This window comes from Pseudomonas sp. 8BK, from assembly GCF_902506475.1.
Lineage (GTDB): Bacteria > Pseudomonadota > Gammaproteobacteria > Pseudomonadales > Pseudomonadaceae > Aquipseudomonas > Aquipseudomonas anguilliseptica.
In genome coordinates this window covers 4,117,708-4,133,166 of the sequence record NZ_LR733252.1, presented here as the reverse complement: position 1 = coordinate 4,133,166, position 15,459 = coordinate 4,117,708, and the positions used below count along the sequence as shown (strand labels likewise).

The following is a 15,459-nucleotide window of genomic DNA, read 5'->3' as shown; positions in this document are numbered from 1 at the left end:
GTTTGCGGTGTTGTGTATGGTGCAGGCTGTCAGCTAGACGAGTCGACCCACTGCGAGGTCACGGAGTTCCCTGTTGCTCACCCGCGAAACCCCTCTGATGATTGCCGGCCCCAGCGGCCAACTCGAAGCCCTGTGGCTGGATACCCCTGATGCCCGTGGCGTGGCGCTGATTTGCCACCCCAACCCGGTGCAGGGCGGCACCATGCTGAATAAGGTGGTCTCCACCCTGCAACGCACGGCTCGTGACTGTGGCCTGGCCACGTTGCGTTTCAATTACCGCGGTGTCGGCGCCAGTGCGGGCAGCCACGATATGGCCAGCGGTGAGGTAGATGATGCCGAGGCCGTGGCCAGCTGGCTGCGTGCGCAGCACCCCGAGTTACCGCTGACCCTGCTGGGTTTTTCCTTTGGCGGTTTTGTCGCTGCCGCACTCGGCGCGCGCCTTGAGACCCAGGGCGTGACGCTCGACAAGCTGTTTATGGTGGCCCCGGCCGTGCATCGCCTGAGCGAAGAAACGCCCCCGGCCAGCCATTGCCCGCTGATCCTGATCCAGCCCGACGACGACGAAGTGATCGACCCGCAGGTGATTTACCAGTGGTCGGCGGCACTCGGGCGTGCCCATGAGCTGCTGAAAGTGGCAGAATGCGGCCACTTTTTTCACGGCAAGCTGACCGACCTAAAGGATTTGTTATTGCCGCGTCTCTGAACTGATTGAGCCTCAATAAGCGAACGTTATGACCACTCGTATCCTTACCGGCATCACCACCACCGGCACGCCGCACCTGGGCAACTACGCGGGCGCGATTCGCCCGGCCATCGTTGCCAGTCGCGCCGCCGATGCGGATTCGTTCTACTTCCTCGCCGATTACCATGCGTTGATCAAATGCGATGAGCCGGCGCGCATCCAGCGTTCGCGTCTGGAAATCGCCGCCACCTGGCTGGCGCTGGGCCTGGATACCGACAAGGCAACCTTCTACCGCCAGTCGGATATCCCCGAGATTCCCGAGCTGTGCTGGTTGCTCACCTGCGTCGCCGGCAAGGGCCTGCTCAACCGCGCCCACGCCTACAAGGCGTCGGTGGACAAGAACGTCGAAGCCGGTGAAGACCCGGATGCGGGCATCACCATGGGTCTGTTCAGCTATCCGGTGCTGATGGCCGCGGACATTCTGATGTTCAACGCACACAAGGTGCCGGTCGGCCGCGACCAGATTCAGCACGTGGAAATGGCCCGCGATATCGGTCAGCGCTTCAACCACCTGTTTGGCAATGGCAAGGAGCTGTTCACCCTGCCCGAGGCGGTGATCGAGGAAGACGTATCCACGTTGCCAGGCCTTGACGGGCGCAAGATGAGTAAGAGCTACGACAACACCATCCCGTTGTTTGGCAGTGCCAAGCAGCTCAAGGATGCCGTTGCACGTGTCGTGACCGACTCCAAGCTGCCGGGCGAACCAAAAGACCCGGATAGTTCGCACCTGTTCACCCTCTATCAGGCCTTTGCTGCACCGACCCAGCAGGCGGACTTCCGTGCTGCGCTGGAGGGCGGTATGGCTTGGGGCGAAGCCAAGCAGGCGTTGTGCACCCTGCTGGAAGCCGAGCTGGGCGAAGCCCGCGAGCGCTATCACGCGCTGATCAGCAAACCGGCCGATCTGGAAGACATTCTGCTGGCCGGTGCCGCCAAGGCGCGCAAGATCGCCACGCCGTTTCTCGGTGAGCTGCGTGAGGCCGTTGGCCTGCGCTCGTTCCGCAGCCAGGCCGTCAACACGGCGGGTGAGAAGAAGAAAGCCGGCAAGAGCGCACGCTTTGTCAGCTTCCGCGATGACGACGGCAGCTTCCGCTTCCGCCTGCTGGATGCCGCCGGCGAGCAGCTGTTGCTGTCCAAGTCGTTTGCCGATGGCAAGGCCGCAGGCATGGTCAACAAGCGTCTGCAGTCCGGCGACGCACTGGATGTGCGCGAGCAGGACGGCGGCTTTGCCGTCTGGCTGGACGATGAGTGCGTGGCGCAAAGCCCGGCATTTGCCGACAGCGAGGCCTGTCAGGCGGCGATTCAGCGTCTGCGTGAGGCGCTGGCACCTCAGGAATAACGCTCTGCTGGATGGCCCCTCCCACAACCGGTACGCCGTCTATAAGCCGTTGCCAATCAACGGGGGCGTCGCTAAAGTGACGCCCCCGTTTTACTTGCCCGGCTAACGAATTTATGACGCCCCTAGAACGCTACCAGGCTGACCTTAAACGCCCCGATTTCTTTCATGATGCTGCCCAGGAAACGGCGGTGCGTCATCTGCAGCGCCTGTATGACGACCTGGTCGCCGCCGACAAGGGAAGCGCCGGGGTATTCGGCAAGCTGTTCGGCAAAAAGCCGCAGGGGCCGGTCAAGGGCCTGTATTTCTGGGGCGGCGTCGGTCGCGGTAAAACCTACCTGGTCGACACCTTCTTCGACGCGCTGCCGTTCGAGAAGAAGATGCGTACGCACTTCCACCGCTTTATGAAGCGCGTGCATGAAGAAATGCGCACCCTCAAGGGCGAAAAGAACCCGCTGACCATTATCGGCAAGCGCTTCGCCGACGAAGCCAAGGTCATCTGCTTCGACGAGTTCTTCGTCAGTGACATTACCGATGCCATGATCCTCGCCACCCTCATGGAAGAGCTGTTCAAGAACGGTGTGAGCCTGGTCGCCACCTCCAATATCGTGCCCGACGGCCTGTACAAGGACGGCCTGCAGCGTGCGCGTTTCCTGCCGGCGATTGCCCTGCTCAAGCAGCACACCGAGATCGTCAACGTCGACAGCGGTATCGATTACCGCCTGCGTGCGTTGGAGCAGGCTGAGCTGTTCCATTGGCCACTGGACGCTGCGGCCGAGGAAAGCCTGCAGAAGAGTTTTGTCAGTCTGCTGCCCGAGCACTGTGAGGTGCAGGAAAACGAGCCGCTGATGATCGAAAACCGCGCCATCGTGGCGCGCAAGGTCGGTGACGACGTGGCCTGGTTCGAGTTCCGCGAGCTGTGCGATGGCCCGCGCAGCCAGAACGACTACATCGAATTGGGCAAGGTCTTCCACGCCGTGCTGCTGGCCAACGTCGAGCAGATGAGCACCGCCAAGGACGACATGGCCCGGCGCTTTATCAACCTGGTGGACGAGTTCTACGACCGCAACGTCAAGCTGATCATCTCCGCCGAAGTGGAGCTGAAAGACCTCTACACCGGCGGTCGCCTGACCTTCGAGTTCCAGCGCACGCTGAGTCGTCTGCTGGAAATGCAGTCCCACGAGTTTCTCGCACGGCCGCACAAGCCCTGAGAACAGCGATCAGCTGCGCGTCGGCCCTGCTGCGTTAAAAACAGGCTCGGAATGCTCATGTACACCAGTACACTCCGCTTCCTCGCCTGTTTTCGCCTTGCATGTCTCTAGCTCGCAAGATCGCCAGCAAGTTTTGATCCGGCGTGTTTTAGGTGCAAGCAGGATAAACTCTGCGCCATCGACTTATTTCAGCGGTTAGCCCTATGACGTTTGCCTCCCTCGGCCTGATCGAGCCTCTGCTACGCACCCTCGACAGCCTCGACTATAAAACCCCCACTGCCGTACAGGCTCAGGCGATCGTGCCGATCCTCAAGGGCCGTGACCTGATGGCCGCTGCGCAGACTGGCACCGGCAAGACCGCCGGCTTTGCCCTGCCGGTGCTGCAACGACTGATGATGGAAGGGCCGCAGGTGGCCAGTAATTCGGTGCGTGCGTTGGTGCTGGTGCCGACCCGTGAGCTGGCCGAGCAGGTGTTGCAGAGCTTTCTCACCTATGGCCAGCATCTGCCGCTGCGCAGTTATGCGGTGTATGGCGGGGTCAGTATCAACCCGCAGATGATGAAGCTGCGCAAAGGGCTGGACGTGTTGGTGGCCACTCCGGGTCGTTTGCTCGACCTCTATCGGCAGAACGCGGTGAAATTCAACCAGGTGCAGACCCTGGTGCTGGATGAAGCCGACCGTATGCTCGACCTGGGCTTTGCCAACGAGCTGGAGAGTGTGTTCGCTGCGCTGCCGAAAAAGCGCCAGACCCTGCTGTTCTCCGCGACCTTTTCCGACGCCATTCGCGCCATGGCCGGGCAGATGCTCAACGACCCGCTGAGCATCGAGGTCAGCCCGCGCAACGCCGCCGCCAAGTCGGTCAAGCAGTGGCTGATCCCGGTGGACAAAAAACGCAAGAGCGAGCTGTTTCTGCACCTGTACCAGAGCAAGCGCTGGAGCCAGGCCCTGGTGTTTGTAAAAACCCGCAAGGGTGTGGATGAGCTGGAAGCCGAGCTGCAACGCCACGGCATCAGTGCCGACTCGATCCACGGCGACAAACCCCAAGCCACCCGCCAGCGCGCCTTGCAGCGCTTCAAGGACGGTGAGGTCAAGGTTCTGGTGGCCACCGATGTGGCGGCCCGTGGTCTGGATATCGACGATATGCCGCTGGTAGTCAACTTCGATTTGCCCATCGTTGCTGAAGACTATGTGCACCGCATCGGCCGTACCGGTCGTGCTGGCACCACCGGTCAGGCCGTATCGCTGGTGTGCGCCGATGAAGTGCAGCTGCTCTCGGCCATCGAAACCCTGACCCAGCAAGTGTTGCAGCGCATCGACGAGCCGGACTTTATCCCCGACCACCGTGTACCGCAGACTCTGCCCGGTGGCCAGGTGGTTAAAAAGCCGAAGAAACCGAAGAAGCCGAAAGTGGTGGGCGGTGGCAAAGGCGGCAGCCTAGGGCGTTGGATGGAGACCGACGAACCGGCCGCCCCAGCGGTGAAGGCTGTGCGGAAGGTGCCAAGCTTTGGCGGTAAACCAGCCAAGGGCGGCAGAAAGTCGTAGAGCGCGCTGTAGCCGGGCGATAGATACCCGGTGCTCCTCGCCGATAAAGCAAAGCTCGCGGGCTTGCCCGCGATTAGTCTCGGCGCTCTTACTCGGCCGGGCGCTCGGTGTTCTGCGCAATCCGCCAGAGCACGCCGCTGGGGTCGATGATCACAAAGTCGCGCATGCCCCAGGGCTGATCCTGGGGCGGCACCAGGCGCACGCCGAAGCGCTCGCTCAACTGCTCATCCAGTACCTTCTGCCACCAGGCCTCGACGTTTTCCACCAGCAGGTGCATGACGAAGTTTTCCGCCTGCTCCTTGACGTAGAAGTTCTGTAACAGAAAGGCGCAATGCTCGCCATGGCTGAAATAGGCCATGTCGTCGCTGACCCAGCCCGGCTTGAAGCCCAGTGCCTGATAAAACGCCTGGCTCAACGCGAAGTCGCGGGCCGGCACGAAGGTCTTCAGTTCAACGCTTTGCAACATCGGGTGATTCCTGCACAGGGTGTGGTCGGGCAGGCTGATAACGGTTGTGCCGGCCCTCTAACGGGGCCTGGCGGAGGGCAAGGTTAACAGGCTGTTGAAAAAACTACCTGCGTTGGCAATACAGCGTTAAAAACAGGCTTGTCTTGCCTGTCTCGGCTACTTTTTAACGGCCTGTTAACGGCTTGCCTGCGCCGCTTCCAGCTGCTTCTTGTGGGTGGCGGCAGCGGTCATGTCGTAGATCACCACGCAGATGTGTTCCACATCACCCTTGGCCCCGGCCAGCGGCAGCAGGGTGACGTTCTGGTACATAAAGTCTTCCTGGCCGGTGATCGGCTGATAGTTCTTAAAGTGCATCAGGTAGGGGTGTTGCTCCCACAGGCTGAACGCGCGCGTGCCGAGCTGCACCACGGTATCGACCTTGCGCCGTAACCAGGCTTCGTTGATTTCCGGGAACAGACTGAACAGGGTTTTGCCGTGCACCTCGTCCGGGCCCATGCCCGAATGGTTCTCCATAAAGCTGTTCCACACCTCCACCTGGTACTGGCGATCGAGGACGATCACCCCGACATCGATGCACTGCACGATATCGAGCAGCCAGTGCACCTCTTGAATATCTATCTGTGCGGCCATGGCTTAACTCATCAGGTAGTTGATCTTGTTGGTCAGGCGTTTGATCGAGTCTTCGGTAAACAGCAGCAGCAGGTCGAAGTGGATGTTGTGTGCTTCCAGGCTGTAGCTGATTTCCACCGCCAGAGTCTTCTTCCAGCGACGCTGGTTGAGGTGGATCAGCCGCTCGATGGAAGAATGCTGACCAAGCAGTTGTGGATGGCCTTGGGAGAAGCGCACGTCGATCTGCTCGGCAATCCCGGCCAGGCACGCGCCGATCAGGATGCTGGCCAGGTCCAGGAGCATTTCCGAGGTTTCCAGGTCATCCTTCGGCTGCCAGTTGAGCAGGCGCGCCATATCGGCCACTTCGGAGTCGTGGAACAGCAGCAGCGACTCGCCAGCGATACCGTCGCCGATAAAGCCCTGGCACACCGCGCTCAGGCGTTCGCCGCGCATGGCGTCGGTGAGGGTCATATGCAGCTCGCTGACTTCGAAAATATTCACCTGCGGCACCGGCAACTGCACAAAGACCCCGAGCGCCTTGGCCAGCAGTGCGGCGGCACGGCCCATGGCGACGTTGGTGACCTCGCGCAGGGCATCGCGGAAGTTGACCTTCAGCTCATCCAGTACCGCCGCCTGGGCGATGGCGCCAGGCGTCGCCTTGGGGTCGAACAGGCCGAGTTCGAGCAGGGTGCTGCGCAGTATCTCGGGGTCGGCAGGCTTCTTGATAAAGGCCAGGGCACCGAGTTCCTTGACCCGGCGTAGGGCTTCTTCCTGCACGTCGCCGGAGACCACCACGACTTTGCAGGCCAGGCCTTCTGCGCGCATGGCCGCGAGGGTTTCATAGCCGTCGAGTACTGGCATGGTCAGGTCCAGCAGCATCACCTGGCCCAGCCCCTGGCGCAGTGCAGCCAGGGCTTCCTGGCCGTTGGTGGCCTGGCTGATGGTCACCGGCCATTCGGGCGGCAGGGCGCGGATCAACTGCTTGCGCGCCATGTTCGAGTCGTCGCAGACTACTAGTGGAATCACGGCTGGAGAGTACCTGTGCGCGTGGAAGAACACCGCTCTGAGGCGGTTTTCTTCAAGCATAGCCGCTTGAGATTGTGCGCGGTGGCTCTTAGAGCGTATTTGCGATCTTGCGAGCTAGAGTCATACAAGGCGCTACGCCAGTAACAGCCTCTGGCTGGTCAAAACGGCGAGGAAGCGGAGTTTGCTGGTGTAAATGAGATTACTCACTGCGTTCGCCCTTCGGGGCGTACTAAAGCGCGTTAGTCGCTAGCGATTTACCGAGCCTGTTTTTAACGCAGTAGGGCCGACGCGCAGCAGATCGTAAGCAGGACCTTATTCGGCGGGGTGTTGCAGCCATTTCAGCATGCCCAGAGCGGCGCAGCGACCGCTGGCAAAGCAGGCGGTCAGCAGATAGCCGCCGGTGGGCGCCTCCCAGTCAAGCATTTCCCCGGCGCAGAAGGTGCCAGGCAGCGCCTTGAGCATCAGCTGGCCGTCCAGTTGTTCGAACGGCACGCCGCCGGCTGTGCTGATCGCTTCATCCAATGGCCGCGGACGTACCAGAGTGATCGGCAGGGTCTTGATTGCACTGGCCAGCTGCGCCGGGTCATTGAAGGCTGCGGCACTGGCCAGTTCGCGCAGCAGGGCGGCCTTGACGCCGTCGATCCCGGCCTGGCGATGCAGGTGTTTGGCCATGGACTGCGAGCCGCGCGGTTTGCTCAGGGTCGCCTGCAGTTTGCTCAGCGGTGTCTGCGGCAGCAGATCGAGGTGCACAGTGGCACTGCCATGCTGGTTGATCGATTGACGAATAGCGGCTGACAGGGCGTAGACCAGGCTACCTTCGATGCCGCTGGCGGTCAGTACACACTCGCCCAGGCGTGGCGCTGCGCCGGCCAGGCTAAGGCTGACGTTCTTCAGCGGCGCGCCGGCGAATTTGTCCTGCAGAAACGGGCTCCAGGCGCTGACATCAAAGCCGCAGTTGCTCGCCTGCAAGGGCGCGATAGTCACGCCTCGGTCTTGCAGCAGGCTAACCCAGGCGCCGTCCGAGCCCAGCCGCGCCCAGCTGGCGCCACCCAGAGCCAGCAGGGTGGCGTCGGTATTTACTCTGTGCTCGCCGCAGGGCGAGGTGATTCGCAGCGCACCGTGGTTATCCCAACCCTGCCAACGATGGCGGGTGTGTATCTGTACACCCAGTTCGCGCAGACGTTTGAGCCAGGCGCGCAACAGCGGAGCGGCTTTCATGTCGGTTGGAAATACCCTGCCTGAGGTGCCGACAAAGGTGTCGATACCCAGGCCGTGAATCCAGGCGCACAGGGCGTCGGCATCGAAATCCTGCAGCAGTTCGGCCACTTCTGCCTGGCGCGCACCATAACGAGCGACAAAGGCCGGCTTGGCCTCGGAATGGGTGATGTTCATTCCGCCGACCCCGGCCAGGAGGAATTTGCGCCCCACCGAAGGCATGCCGTCGTAAAGATCGACCTGCACACCGCCCTGGGCCAGCACTTCAGCGGCCATCAGTCCGGCAGGGCCGCCGCCGATAATGGCAACGCGTGGAGCGGGCTTTGGCAAGGCACTGTTCATGGCGGTTTCGGCTTGGGGTGTGGCCGCGCATTCTAACCGAGGCGGCGTCCGCCTTGTCATTTGCCCCGGCTTCGGGCAGGGTCGCAGTCAGAATTTTTGACTGGAGCCCCTTATGTCTGACCTCTACCCCAGCATCGACCCCGACGGCCTGATCGAATACTCGGTGGTCTACACCGACCGCTCCCTCAACCATATGTCGCAGTCGTTTCAGGGCGTGATGAAGGATATCTCCAGCACTCTGAAACAGGTCTACAACGCCCATGCAATGGCCATCGTGCCTGGTAGCGGCACCTATGGCATGGAAGCGGTGGCGCGTCAGCTGGCCACCGGGCAGAAGTGCCTGGTGCTACGCAATGGCTGGTTCAGCTACCGCTGGACGCAGATTTTTGAGATGGGGCAGATTCCCTCTGAGTCGATTGTGCTCAAGGCGCGCCCGGTCGCCGAGGGCAGCCAGGCTGCGTTCTCACCGCCACGGCTGGTCGATGTGCTGGCAGTAATTGCTGCGGAAAAACCGCAGGTGGTGTTCGCCCCGCATGTGGAAACCTCTTCCGGGATGATTCTGCCCGACGGCTACCTGCGCGCCGTGGCGGATGCCGTACATGCGGTCGGCGGTCTGTTTGTGCTCGATTGCATCGCCTCTGGCACCCTCTGGGTGGATATGCAGGCCTGCGGCATCGACGTGCTGATCAGTGCGCCGCAAAAGGGCTGGAGCGCCTCGCCGTGTTGCGCCCTGGTGATGCTCAGCGAGGCCGCCCAGGCCCGCGTAGAAGCCACTCAAAGCACCAGCTTTGCCTGTGACCTGAAAAAGTGGCTGCAGATCATGCAGGCCTACGAGCAGGGCGGCCACGCCTACCATGCGACCATGCCCAGCGATGCCCTGGCGCGTTTCCGTGATGCCATGCGCGAGGCCGAAGCCATTGGCTTTGCCACCGTGCGCAACCAGCAGCAGGAACTCGGTGAGCGTGTGCGCGCCTTGCTCGCCAGCAAAGGCTTCAAGAGCGTCGCCGCCGAAGGCTTTGAAGCCCCAGGCGTGGTGGTGTGCTACACCTCCGACGGCAGCATCAAGAACGGCAGCAAATTCGCCGCCCAGGGCCTGCAGATTGCTGCCGGCGTGCCGTTGCAGTGTGATGAGCCGGCGGATTTCCAGACCTTCCGCCTAGGCCTGTTCGGGCTGGATAAGCTGGGCAATATCGAGCGCACCGTGGCCACCCTGGAGCAGGCGCTGGATAAGGTGTTGGCGGGATAAATGTAGTTTGTAGGGTGGGTTGAGCGGCGCGATACCCATCATTCTCCTCGGCGTTACAGCGACACCTGTCGATGGGTATCGCTGCGCTCAACGCCATCCTACGGTTTAGCCGACCTTGGCCGCCTGCAGCGTGTAGCTCAGTGGCAGTCGCTCAGGCTGGCTATTCAGCCGCCATTCGCCATTTTCGCCCAGGCTCATCTGCCCAGGCAGGGCTTCCCAGGGGATGCTGGTGTGTTCTTCCAGTGCAGTCAAACGCATGCCGTGGCGCAGCAGCGCCGTGATGATTTCGCCCATGCCGTGGTTCCACTCGTGAGTGGTGGTGGCGGTCAGCTTGCTGTCGCTTTCCACATAGCTGTACTCGTCATTCCAGACCTGCGGCTGGTTATGTTCAAAATAGGAGTGGACCATCTGCAGGGCATCTTCGCAGTCCTGGTCGAGCGTCATCAGTACGGGATGCATTTCGCGCAGAAACAGGCGTCCGCCAGGCTTGAGCAGGGCCGCGACATTGCGCGCCCAGTCCTCGATCTGCGGTAGCCAGTTCAGCGCACCAATGCCGGTGTAGACCAGGTCGAATGACTGCGCGCCGAGCACCTTGACGGCGTCGTAGACCGAGGCTTCGACAAACGTGATGTGCTCGCCGCAGGCATTTGCCAGCTTACGGGCCTGTTCCAGTGAGGCGGATGAAAAGTCCAACCCGCTCATCTGCGCCCCCAGACGGGCCAGCGACAGGGTGTCGGTGCCGATATGGCACTGCAGGTGCACCCCGCGCAGGCCACGGATATCGCCGAGGCGCGGCAGATCAAAACGCACCACCTCGGATAAATGCGCGGGTGAGGCGATAAACAGTTGTATCTGGTAATCGGGCGAGGCCGCATGCAAGGCGGCGCGCTCGTTCCAGTTAGCTTTGTTCAGGGCAAACGAGTCATCCATGACGGGATTCCATTCAGTGTGTGGGGGAGTGCTTATCCAACGCGCTCAGTATGGCGTGGGCGGCCTTGATTCTGGCAGCGTTGGGGTAGTTTTTGTTGGCCAGCATAACCAGGCCGAGGTTCTGACTGGGGACAAACACCGCATAGGCGCCGAAGCCGCCGGTTGAGCCGGTTTTATTGAACAGGCTGTCGCCTGGCTCGGTTTCCGGCGGTGCGAGGCGTGTAGCAGGTTGCGACTCCAGGGCCATGGCCGGAGAGTTACCGGCTTGCAGGCGTTCCAGGCTGATCGGGTAGGGGTAGCGCTCCCAGCCGAGGCCCTGGGTCATCTCGCCGACGCGGTAATAGCCAGCGTGGGTGATGGCGATGGCGCGCTGCAGGTCCTTGGTGAGACTGGCCGGATCAAGGTTGGCCTGGACAAAGCGCAACAGGTCCTTGGCGTTGGTTTTCACCCCATAGGCTTCGGCGTCGAGCATGCCCGGGCTGACGCGCAGCGGCTGGTTGTCCTTGCTGTAGCCATAGGCATAGCGCGGCATCTGCGCTGTCGGCACCTGGATATAGCTGTGCGACATGCCGAGCGCGGGGAATAGCGTGCCTTCCATCAGTGTGGGGAACGGCTGGCCCATGCTGCGCGCGGCGAGGTAGCCGAGCAGGCCAATGCTGGGGTTGGAATAGCGTCTGTGAGTGCCGGCAATATGCTCGGGCTGCCACTGGCGGTAATAGCTGAGCATGCTGGCCGGGTCGGTCACGTTGTCGGGGAACTGCAGCGGCAGTCCGCCGGCGGTGTAGGTGCCGAGGTTGAGCAAGCTGGCGTGTTCCAGCTGGCTGCCTTGCAGCTCGGGCCAGTGCTGGCCGGCTCTGTCCATCAGGGTCAGCTTGCCGGTGCTCTGCGCCAGGGCGGCGAGGGTGGCGGTGAGGGTTTTGCTGACCGAACCGATTTCGAAGAGGGTTTCGGGAGTGACGGGCAGGCTACTTTCTTTGTTGGCTATGCCATAGTTTAAGTAATGGCTTTGCCCTTTCAGGCTAATGGCCACTGCCATGCCGGGAATGTCATGCTCCAGCATCAGTGGACGGATAACTGAGTCAACCATGGTTGTCAGCGAGCGATCTTCTGCGGCGTTGCTGCTTGCGCTAAAGAGGGCGAGGCTGGCGATAACAACTTTTAGTTTATGCATTGCTTGGGGCGACTCCGGCCTTTTGGGGATGGGCTAGCACAAGGGTGTGCGCTGTAAAGGCGCAAATTTAGGTGTCTAGGCGGGGCTCGGCAAACGATGATATTTTGACCTAGGTATTAGAAAATTTTAGGTCGCGCAATGGTTAGACCGTACTTGCCATTCAATGCGCTGCGCGCATTTGAAGCATCCGCGAGACATTTGAGTTTTACCCGTGCAGCCATTGAGTTGTGTGTGACGCAAGCGGCAGTCAGTCATCAGGTCAAGAGCCTCGAGGCTTTGCTGAAGGTCACTCTGTTTAAGCGGCTGCCGCGGGGGTTGATGCTTACCCATGAGGGCGAAACCCTGTTGCCGGTGCTTTGCGATGCGTTCGACCGTATTGCTCAGACGCTAGGGCGTTTCGAGGACGGGCTCTACCGTGAAGTGATTACGGTGGGTGCAGTTGGCACCTTTGCAGTGGGTTGGTTATTGCCTCGACTGCCGGCGTTTCGGGCCCAGTATCCTTATATCGATCTGCGGTTATTTACCAACAATAACCGAGTCGATGTCGCTGCCGAGGGGCTTGATTACGCCATACGGTTTGGCGCGGGCGCCTGGCATGGCACGGAGGCTATGCATCTGCTTGATGCTCCCTTGTCTGTGCTATGTGCGCCGGAGATTGCTGCGCAGTTGCAAGCGCCTGCCGATTTGTTACAGCAGGTACTGTTGCGCTCGTACCGTGTCGATGAGTGGTCCGCATGGTTTGCCGCTGCAGGTTTTGAGGGGCGCGTGCCAGCGCTCAAAAGTATTGTCTTCGACTCGTCGATATCCATGATGGCGGCTGCTCTCATGGGGGAGGGCGTAGCGTTGGCTCCACCTGCTATGTTCCATCGGCATGTGGCTTGTGGCGCGATTCAACAGCCCTTTTCCACTGATATCCTGACGGGCAGCTACTGGCTGACCCGTCTGCAGTCACGTACTGAGACTGCAGCCATGGGCGCTTTCAGGCTCTGGTTGATGGACGCTGCGCATACCTGACTATGGCGCTAACTATCCCAGCCCGCTCGCCTGCCAAACCTGCGCGGCGCTGTGGTGCAGAATTCCGTGACGCTTGGCTAGGGCTAGGCGGTCCTTGTCGTAGCCGCCGCCGATCAGCCCGACTACGGGAATGTCACGGCTCAGGCAGTGGTTAAGTACAGCTTCGTCACGGGCTGCGATACCAGCATCCGTCAGGTTGAGATAACCGAGGGCATCGTGCTGGTGCACATCGACGCCGGCGTCGTAGAGCACGATATCCGGCTGGTACAGCGGCAGCAGGTAGTTGAGGCTGTCGTTGACCACCTTGAGGTAGTCGTCATCGGCCATGCCGTTGGGCAGGGGAATGTCCCAGTCGCTGGCGGCTTTGCGCGCCGGGTAATTCTTTTCGCAGTGCAGCGATACGGTGATCGCCTCCGGGGTGTTCTCCAGCAGGCGCGCGGTGCCATCGCCCTGGTGCACGTCACAGTCGAAGATCAGCACGCGCTGGGCCTTGCCACTGGCTAGCAGGTACTGACTGATTACTGCCAGGTCATTGAAGATGCAGAAACCGGCTGGGTGATCGTAATGCGCGTGGTGGGTGCCGCCAGCCAGATGGCAAGCCAATCCATGTTGCAGCGCCTGCTCAACCGCCAGCAGCGAGCCGCCCACGGCGCGAATGGTGCGTTGCGCCAGGGCGGCGCTCCAGGGCAGGCCGAGGCGGCGTTGTTCCTCATATGTCAGTTCGCCACTGGCAAAACGCTGGATATAGGCCGGGCAGTGCGTCAGGGCGAGTACGTCGGTAGGGCACAGCTCGGGGCGCAGCAGTTCGGCATCGGTGCTCAGGCCGCTGTCCACCAGGTGGTCGCGCAGCAGGCGAAACTTCTCCATGGGGAAGCGGTGGTTGGCCGGGAAGGGCGGGCTGTAGTCGTCGTGGTAGACCAGCGGCAGGCGCATGCGGACAGGCTCGAGCAATAGGGCTGGAAGTATGGCGAGCGCCCTGGCCTGGCTCAAGTCCGGCGCTCGATTGGCTAGAATGCTGCCATTATTGTCCACATCCATCTTTCAGTCGGGCCGACAAACTTCGGCGAAGTCTTTACCATCTCGCCCCCAGCCAGATGCGTTAACAGGAGAGCATGCATGAGTCAGGTGTTGAATGAGTTGGTCGCCCTGCTGACCCTGGAAACCATCGAAGAGAATCTGTTTCGCGGGGTCAGCCAGGATCTGGGCTTTCGCCAGCTGTATGGCGGCCAGGTGCTTGGCCAGTGTGTCTCGGCAGCCAGTCAGACGGTCGAGGCCGCGCGCCATGTGCATTCCATGCACGGCTACTTCCTGCGTCCCGGCGATGCCACGTTGCCGGTGGTGTATCAGGTTGAGCGCGTGCGCGATGGCGGCAGCTTCAGTACACGGCGGGTGACGGCGATTCAGAAGGGCAAACCGATCTTTACCTGCAGTGCGTCGTTCCAGTTCGATGAAGAAGGCTTTCATCATCAGAACCGGATGCCTGAAGTGCCGGGGCCGGAAGAGCTGAAATCGGAAACCGAGCTGGCGCGCATGGTCGAAGCCATGATTCCCGAACGTATGCGTGAGCGCGCTATCAGTGACAAGCCGATCGAGATTCGCCCGGTCACCATCGGCAACCCCTTCGCGCCAAAGCCCAGTGAGCCGGTCAAGCACGTGTGGTTCCGCGCCGCGGGCGAGCTGCCGGATGAACCGCAACTGCACAAGTTGCTGCTGGCCTACGCCAGTGATTTCAACCTGCTGACCACCTCAATGCTGCCGCATGGGGTTTCCGTCTGGCAGAAGTTTATGCAGGTCGCTAGTCTCGACCACTCGCTGTGGTTTCACGGCAACCTGCGTATGGACGACTGGCTGCTGTACAGCATGGACAGCCCCTGGGCCGGCAATGCCCGCGGTTTCTCCCGTGGCAGCATCTTCAACCGCCAGGGCCAGCTGGTCGCCTCGGTCGCCCAGGAAGGGCTTACCCGCGTGCGAGAGGATTGGAAGTGAGTCTGAGCGCGGCCCGCCACTGGGTATTCGATATGGATGGCACCCTGACTCTGGCGGTGCACGACTTCGAGGCGATCAAGCGCGCGCTGGATATTCCCCTGGAACACGACATTCTCGGCCATCTGGCCGCGCTGCCCGAGGCGGTGGCGGCGGCCAAGCATGCCTGGCTGCTGGAGCATGAGCGCGAACTGGCGTTGACCGCCGAGCCTGCCCCTGGGGCGATTGAGCTGGTGCGCGAGCTGCACGGGCGTGGTTGCCGACTCGGCATCCTCACCCGCAATGCCCATGAGCTGGCGCTGCTGACCCTGCGCGCCATCGGTCTGGACGATTGCTTTGCCGTGCCGGACGTGATCGGCCGTGACGAGGCGCCGCCCAAGCCCGATCCGGGTGGGCTGCTGCATTTCGCCAGAACCTGGCAGGTCGCACCGAGCGAGCTGGTGATGGTCGGCGATTACCGCTTTGACCTAGAGTGTGCCCGCGCTGCGGGTGCGCGCAGCGTGCTGGTCAACCTGGCGGAAAATCCCTGGCCGCAGTTGGCCGATCATTTCGCCGTGGATTGCTGCGCCTTGCAGCAGCTGTTGTAGGGTGGATGGCGTTTTATCCATCCACCCATGCCCCCTGTGGAGG

At 61.5% G+C, this 15,459-nt stretch carries 15 protein-coding genes; 8 read left to right on the top strand and 7 right to left on the bottom strand.

What is annotated here, in order from left to right; genetic code table 11:
* Positions 1 to 73 precede the first annotated feature (73 nt).
* The 4 genes from ACIN8IBEIGE_RS19305 to ACIN8IBEIGE_RS19290 all read left to right on the top strand — a co-directional run bounded on the left by ACIN8IBEIGE_RS19305 (position 74) and on the right by ACIN8IBEIGE_RS19290 (position 4,827).
* Positions 74 to 703 (top strand): alpha/beta hydrolase, encoded by a 630-nt coding sequence (locus ACIN8IBEIGE_RS19305; protein ID WP_160016074.1) that lies wholly within the window; start codon positions 74 to 76, stop codon positions 701 to 703.
* Positions 704 to 731: 28 nt separating this feature from the next.
* On the top strand, positions 732 to 2,078 hold the full coding sequence (locus ACIN8IBEIGE_RS19300) for a tryptophan--tRNA ligase (RefSeq protein ID WP_160016073.1): 1,347 nt from the start codon (positions 732 to 734) through the stop codon (positions 2,076 to 2,078).
* Positions 2,079 to 2,191: 113 nt separating this feature from the next.
* Positions 2,192 to 3,286, top strand: coding sequence for a cell division protein ZapE (gene zapE, locus ACIN8IBEIGE_RS19295; RefSeq protein WP_160016072.1), 1,095 nt, complete (start codon positions 2,192 to 2,194; stop codon positions 3,284 to 3,286).
* Positions 3,287 to 3,489: 203 nt separating this feature from the next.
* Positions 3,490 to 4,827: a DEAD/DEAH box helicase gene (locus tag ACIN8IBEIGE_RS19290; RefSeq protein ID WP_160016071.1), complete on the top strand. Its 1,338-nt coding sequence runs from the start codon at positions 3,490 to 3,492 to the stop codon at positions 4,825 to 4,827.
* 88 nt (positions 4,828 to 4,915) lie between these two features.
* Here ACIN8IBEIGE_RS19290 and ACIN8IBEIGE_RS19285 read toward each other — a convergent pair whose 3' ends face one another.
* The 4 genes from ACIN8IBEIGE_RS19285 to ACIN8IBEIGE_RS19270 all read right to left on the bottom strand — a co-directional run bounded on the left by ACIN8IBEIGE_RS19285 (position 4,916) and on the right by ACIN8IBEIGE_RS19270 (position 8,485).
* Positions 4,916 to 5,293 carry a VOC family protein gene (locus ACIN8IBEIGE_RS19285; RefSeq protein ID WP_160016070.1) on the bottom strand — a complete coding sequence of 126 codons (378 nt, stop codon included), beginning with the start codon at positions 5,291 to 5,293 and terminating at the stop codon, positions 4,916 to 4,918.
* Between the two features lie 174 nt (positions 5,294 to 5,467).
* Positions 5,468 to 5,923 (bottom strand): PAS domain-containing protein, encoded by a 456-nt coding sequence (locus ACIN8IBEIGE_RS19280; protein WP_090377014.1) that lies wholly within the window; start codon positions 5,921 to 5,923, stop codon positions 5,468 to 5,470.
* A 3-nt stretch (positions 5,924 to 5,926) separates the two neighbouring features.
* The gene (locus tag ACIN8IBEIGE_RS19275) at positions 5,927 to 6,928 is read right to left on the bottom strand and encodes a response regulator (RefSeq protein ID WP_160016069.1); all 1,002 of its coding nucleotides are present in this window, start codon (positions 6,926 to 6,928) and stop codon (positions 5,927 to 5,929) included.
* Between the two features lie 312 nt (positions 6,929 to 7,240).
* A complete protein-coding gene (locus ACIN8IBEIGE_RS19270; RefSeq protein WP_160016068.1) occupies positions 7,241 to 8,485 on the bottom strand; it encodes a TIGR03862 family flavoprotein in 1,245 nt (414 codons plus the stop codon).
* Positions 8,486 to 8,597: 112 nt separating this feature from the next.
* Between ACIN8IBEIGE_RS19270 and ACIN8IBEIGE_RS19265 the strand changes: the two genes are divergently transcribed.
* Positions 8,598 to 9,731, top strand: a complete 1,134-nt coding sequence (locus tag ACIN8IBEIGE_RS19265) for an aminotransferase class V-fold PLP-dependent enzyme (RefSeq protein ID WP_160016067.1) — start codon at positions 8,598 to 8,600, stop codon at positions 9,729 to 9,731.
* 105 nt (positions 9,732 to 9,836) lie between these two features.
* Here ACIN8IBEIGE_RS19265 and ACIN8IBEIGE_RS19260 read toward each other — a convergent pair whose 3' ends face one another.
* Positions 9,837 to 10,661: a bifunctional 2-polyprenyl-6-hydroxyphenol methylase/3-demethylubiquinol 3-O-methyltransferase UbiG gene (locus ACIN8IBEIGE_RS19260; protein WP_160016066.1), complete on the bottom strand. Its 825-nt coding sequence runs from the start codon at positions 10,659 to 10,661 to the stop codon at positions 9,837 to 9,839.
* A 13-nt stretch (positions 10,662 to 10,674) separates the two neighbouring features.
* Entirely contained in the window at positions 10,675 to 11,832 is a 1,158-nt protein-coding gene (gene ampC / locus ACIN8IBEIGE_RS19255; RefSeq protein WP_160016065.1) for a class C beta-lactamase, read from the bottom strand.
* A 138-nt stretch (positions 11,833 to 11,970) separates the two neighbouring features.
* Here ampC and ACIN8IBEIGE_RS19250 point away from each other — a divergent pair, with 138 nt between their 5' ends.
* Positions 11,971 to 12,846: a LysR family transcriptional regulator gene (locus ACIN8IBEIGE_RS19250; RefSeq protein WP_160016064.1), complete on the top strand. Its 876-nt coding sequence runs from the start codon at positions 11,971 to 11,973 to the stop codon at positions 12,844 to 12,846.
* Positions 12,847 to 12,858: 12 nt separating this feature from the next.
* On the opposite strand, the gene ACIN8IBEIGE_RS19245 is transcribed toward ACIN8IBEIGE_RS19250, so the two are convergent.
* The gene (locus ACIN8IBEIGE_RS19245; RefSeq protein WP_160016063.1) at positions 12,859 to 13,779 is read right to left on the bottom strand and encodes a histone deacetylase; all 921 of its coding nucleotides are present in this window, start codon (positions 13,777 to 13,779) and stop codon (positions 12,859 to 12,861) included.
* Between the two features lie 183 nt (positions 13,780 to 13,962).
* On the opposite strand from ACIN8IBEIGE_RS19245, the gene tesB reads away from it, so the two are divergent.
* Together tesB and ACIN8IBEIGE_RS19235 are read left to right on the top strand one after the other, a co-directional pair.
* The gene (gene tesB, locus ACIN8IBEIGE_RS19240) at positions 13,963 to 14,832 is read left to right on the top strand and encodes an acyl-CoA thioesterase II (protein WP_160016062.1); all 870 of its coding nucleotides are present in this window, start codon (positions 13,963 to 13,965) and stop codon (positions 14,830 to 14,832) included.
* On the top strand, positions 14,829 to 15,416 hold the full coding sequence (locus tag ACIN8IBEIGE_RS19235) for an HAD family hydrolase (RefSeq protein ID WP_178124377.1): 588 nt from the start codon (positions 14,829 to 14,831) through the stop codon (positions 15,414 to 15,416). Before tesB ends, ACIN8IBEIGE_RS19235 begins: the two co-directional genes overlap by 4 nt.
* The last annotated feature ends 43 nt before the right edge of the window (positions 15,417 to 15,459 follow it).

Coding starts and splice junctions, on each gene's coding strand:
- ACIN8IBEIGE_RS19280 (WP_090377014.1), bottom strand. CDS start 5,923: ATGGCCGCACAGATAGATATTCAAGAGGTGCACTGGCTGCTCGATATC.
- ACIN8IBEIGE_RS19250 (WP_160016064.1), top strand. CDS start 11,971: ATGGTTAGACCGTACTTGCCATTCAATGCGCTGCGCGCATTTGAAGCA.
- tesB (WP_160016062.1), top strand. CDS start 13,963: ATGAGTCAGGTGTTGAATGAGTTGGTCGCCCTGCTGACCCTGGAAACC.
- ampC (WP_160016065.1), bottom strand. CDS start 11,832: ATGCATAAACTAAAAGTTGTTATCGCCAGCCTCGCCCTCTTTAGCGCA.
- ACIN8IBEIGE_RS19270 (WP_160016068.1), bottom strand. CDS start 8,485: ATGAACAGTGCCTTGCCAAAGCCCGCTCCACGCGTTGCCATTATCGGC.
- ACIN8IBEIGE_RS19290 (WP_160016071.1), top strand. CDS start 3,490: ATGACGTTTGCCTCCCTCGGCCTGATCGAGCCTCTGCTACGCACCCTC.
- ACIN8IBEIGE_RS19300 (WP_160016073.1), top strand. CDS start 732: ATGACCACTCGTATCCTTACCGGCATCACCACCACCGGCACGCCGCAC.
- ACIN8IBEIGE_RS19285 (WP_160016070.1), bottom strand. CDS start 5,293: ATGTTGCAAAGCGTTGAACTGAAGACCTTCGTGCCGGCCCGCGACTTC.
- zapE (WP_160016072.1), top strand. CDS start 2,192: ATGACGCCCCTAGAACGCTACCAGGCTGACCTTAAACGCCCCGATTTC.
- ACIN8IBEIGE_RS19245 (WP_160016063.1), bottom strand. CDS start 13,779: ATGCGCCTGCCGCTGGTCTACCACGACGACTACAGCCCGCCCTTCCCG.
- ACIN8IBEIGE_RS19260 (WP_160016066.1), bottom strand. CDS start 10,661: ATGGATGACTCGTTTGCCCTGAACAAAGCTAACTGGAACGAGCGCGCC.
- ACIN8IBEIGE_RS19265 (WP_160016067.1), top strand. CDS start 8,598: ATGTCTGACCTCTACCCCAGCATCGACCCCGACGGCCTGATCGAATAC.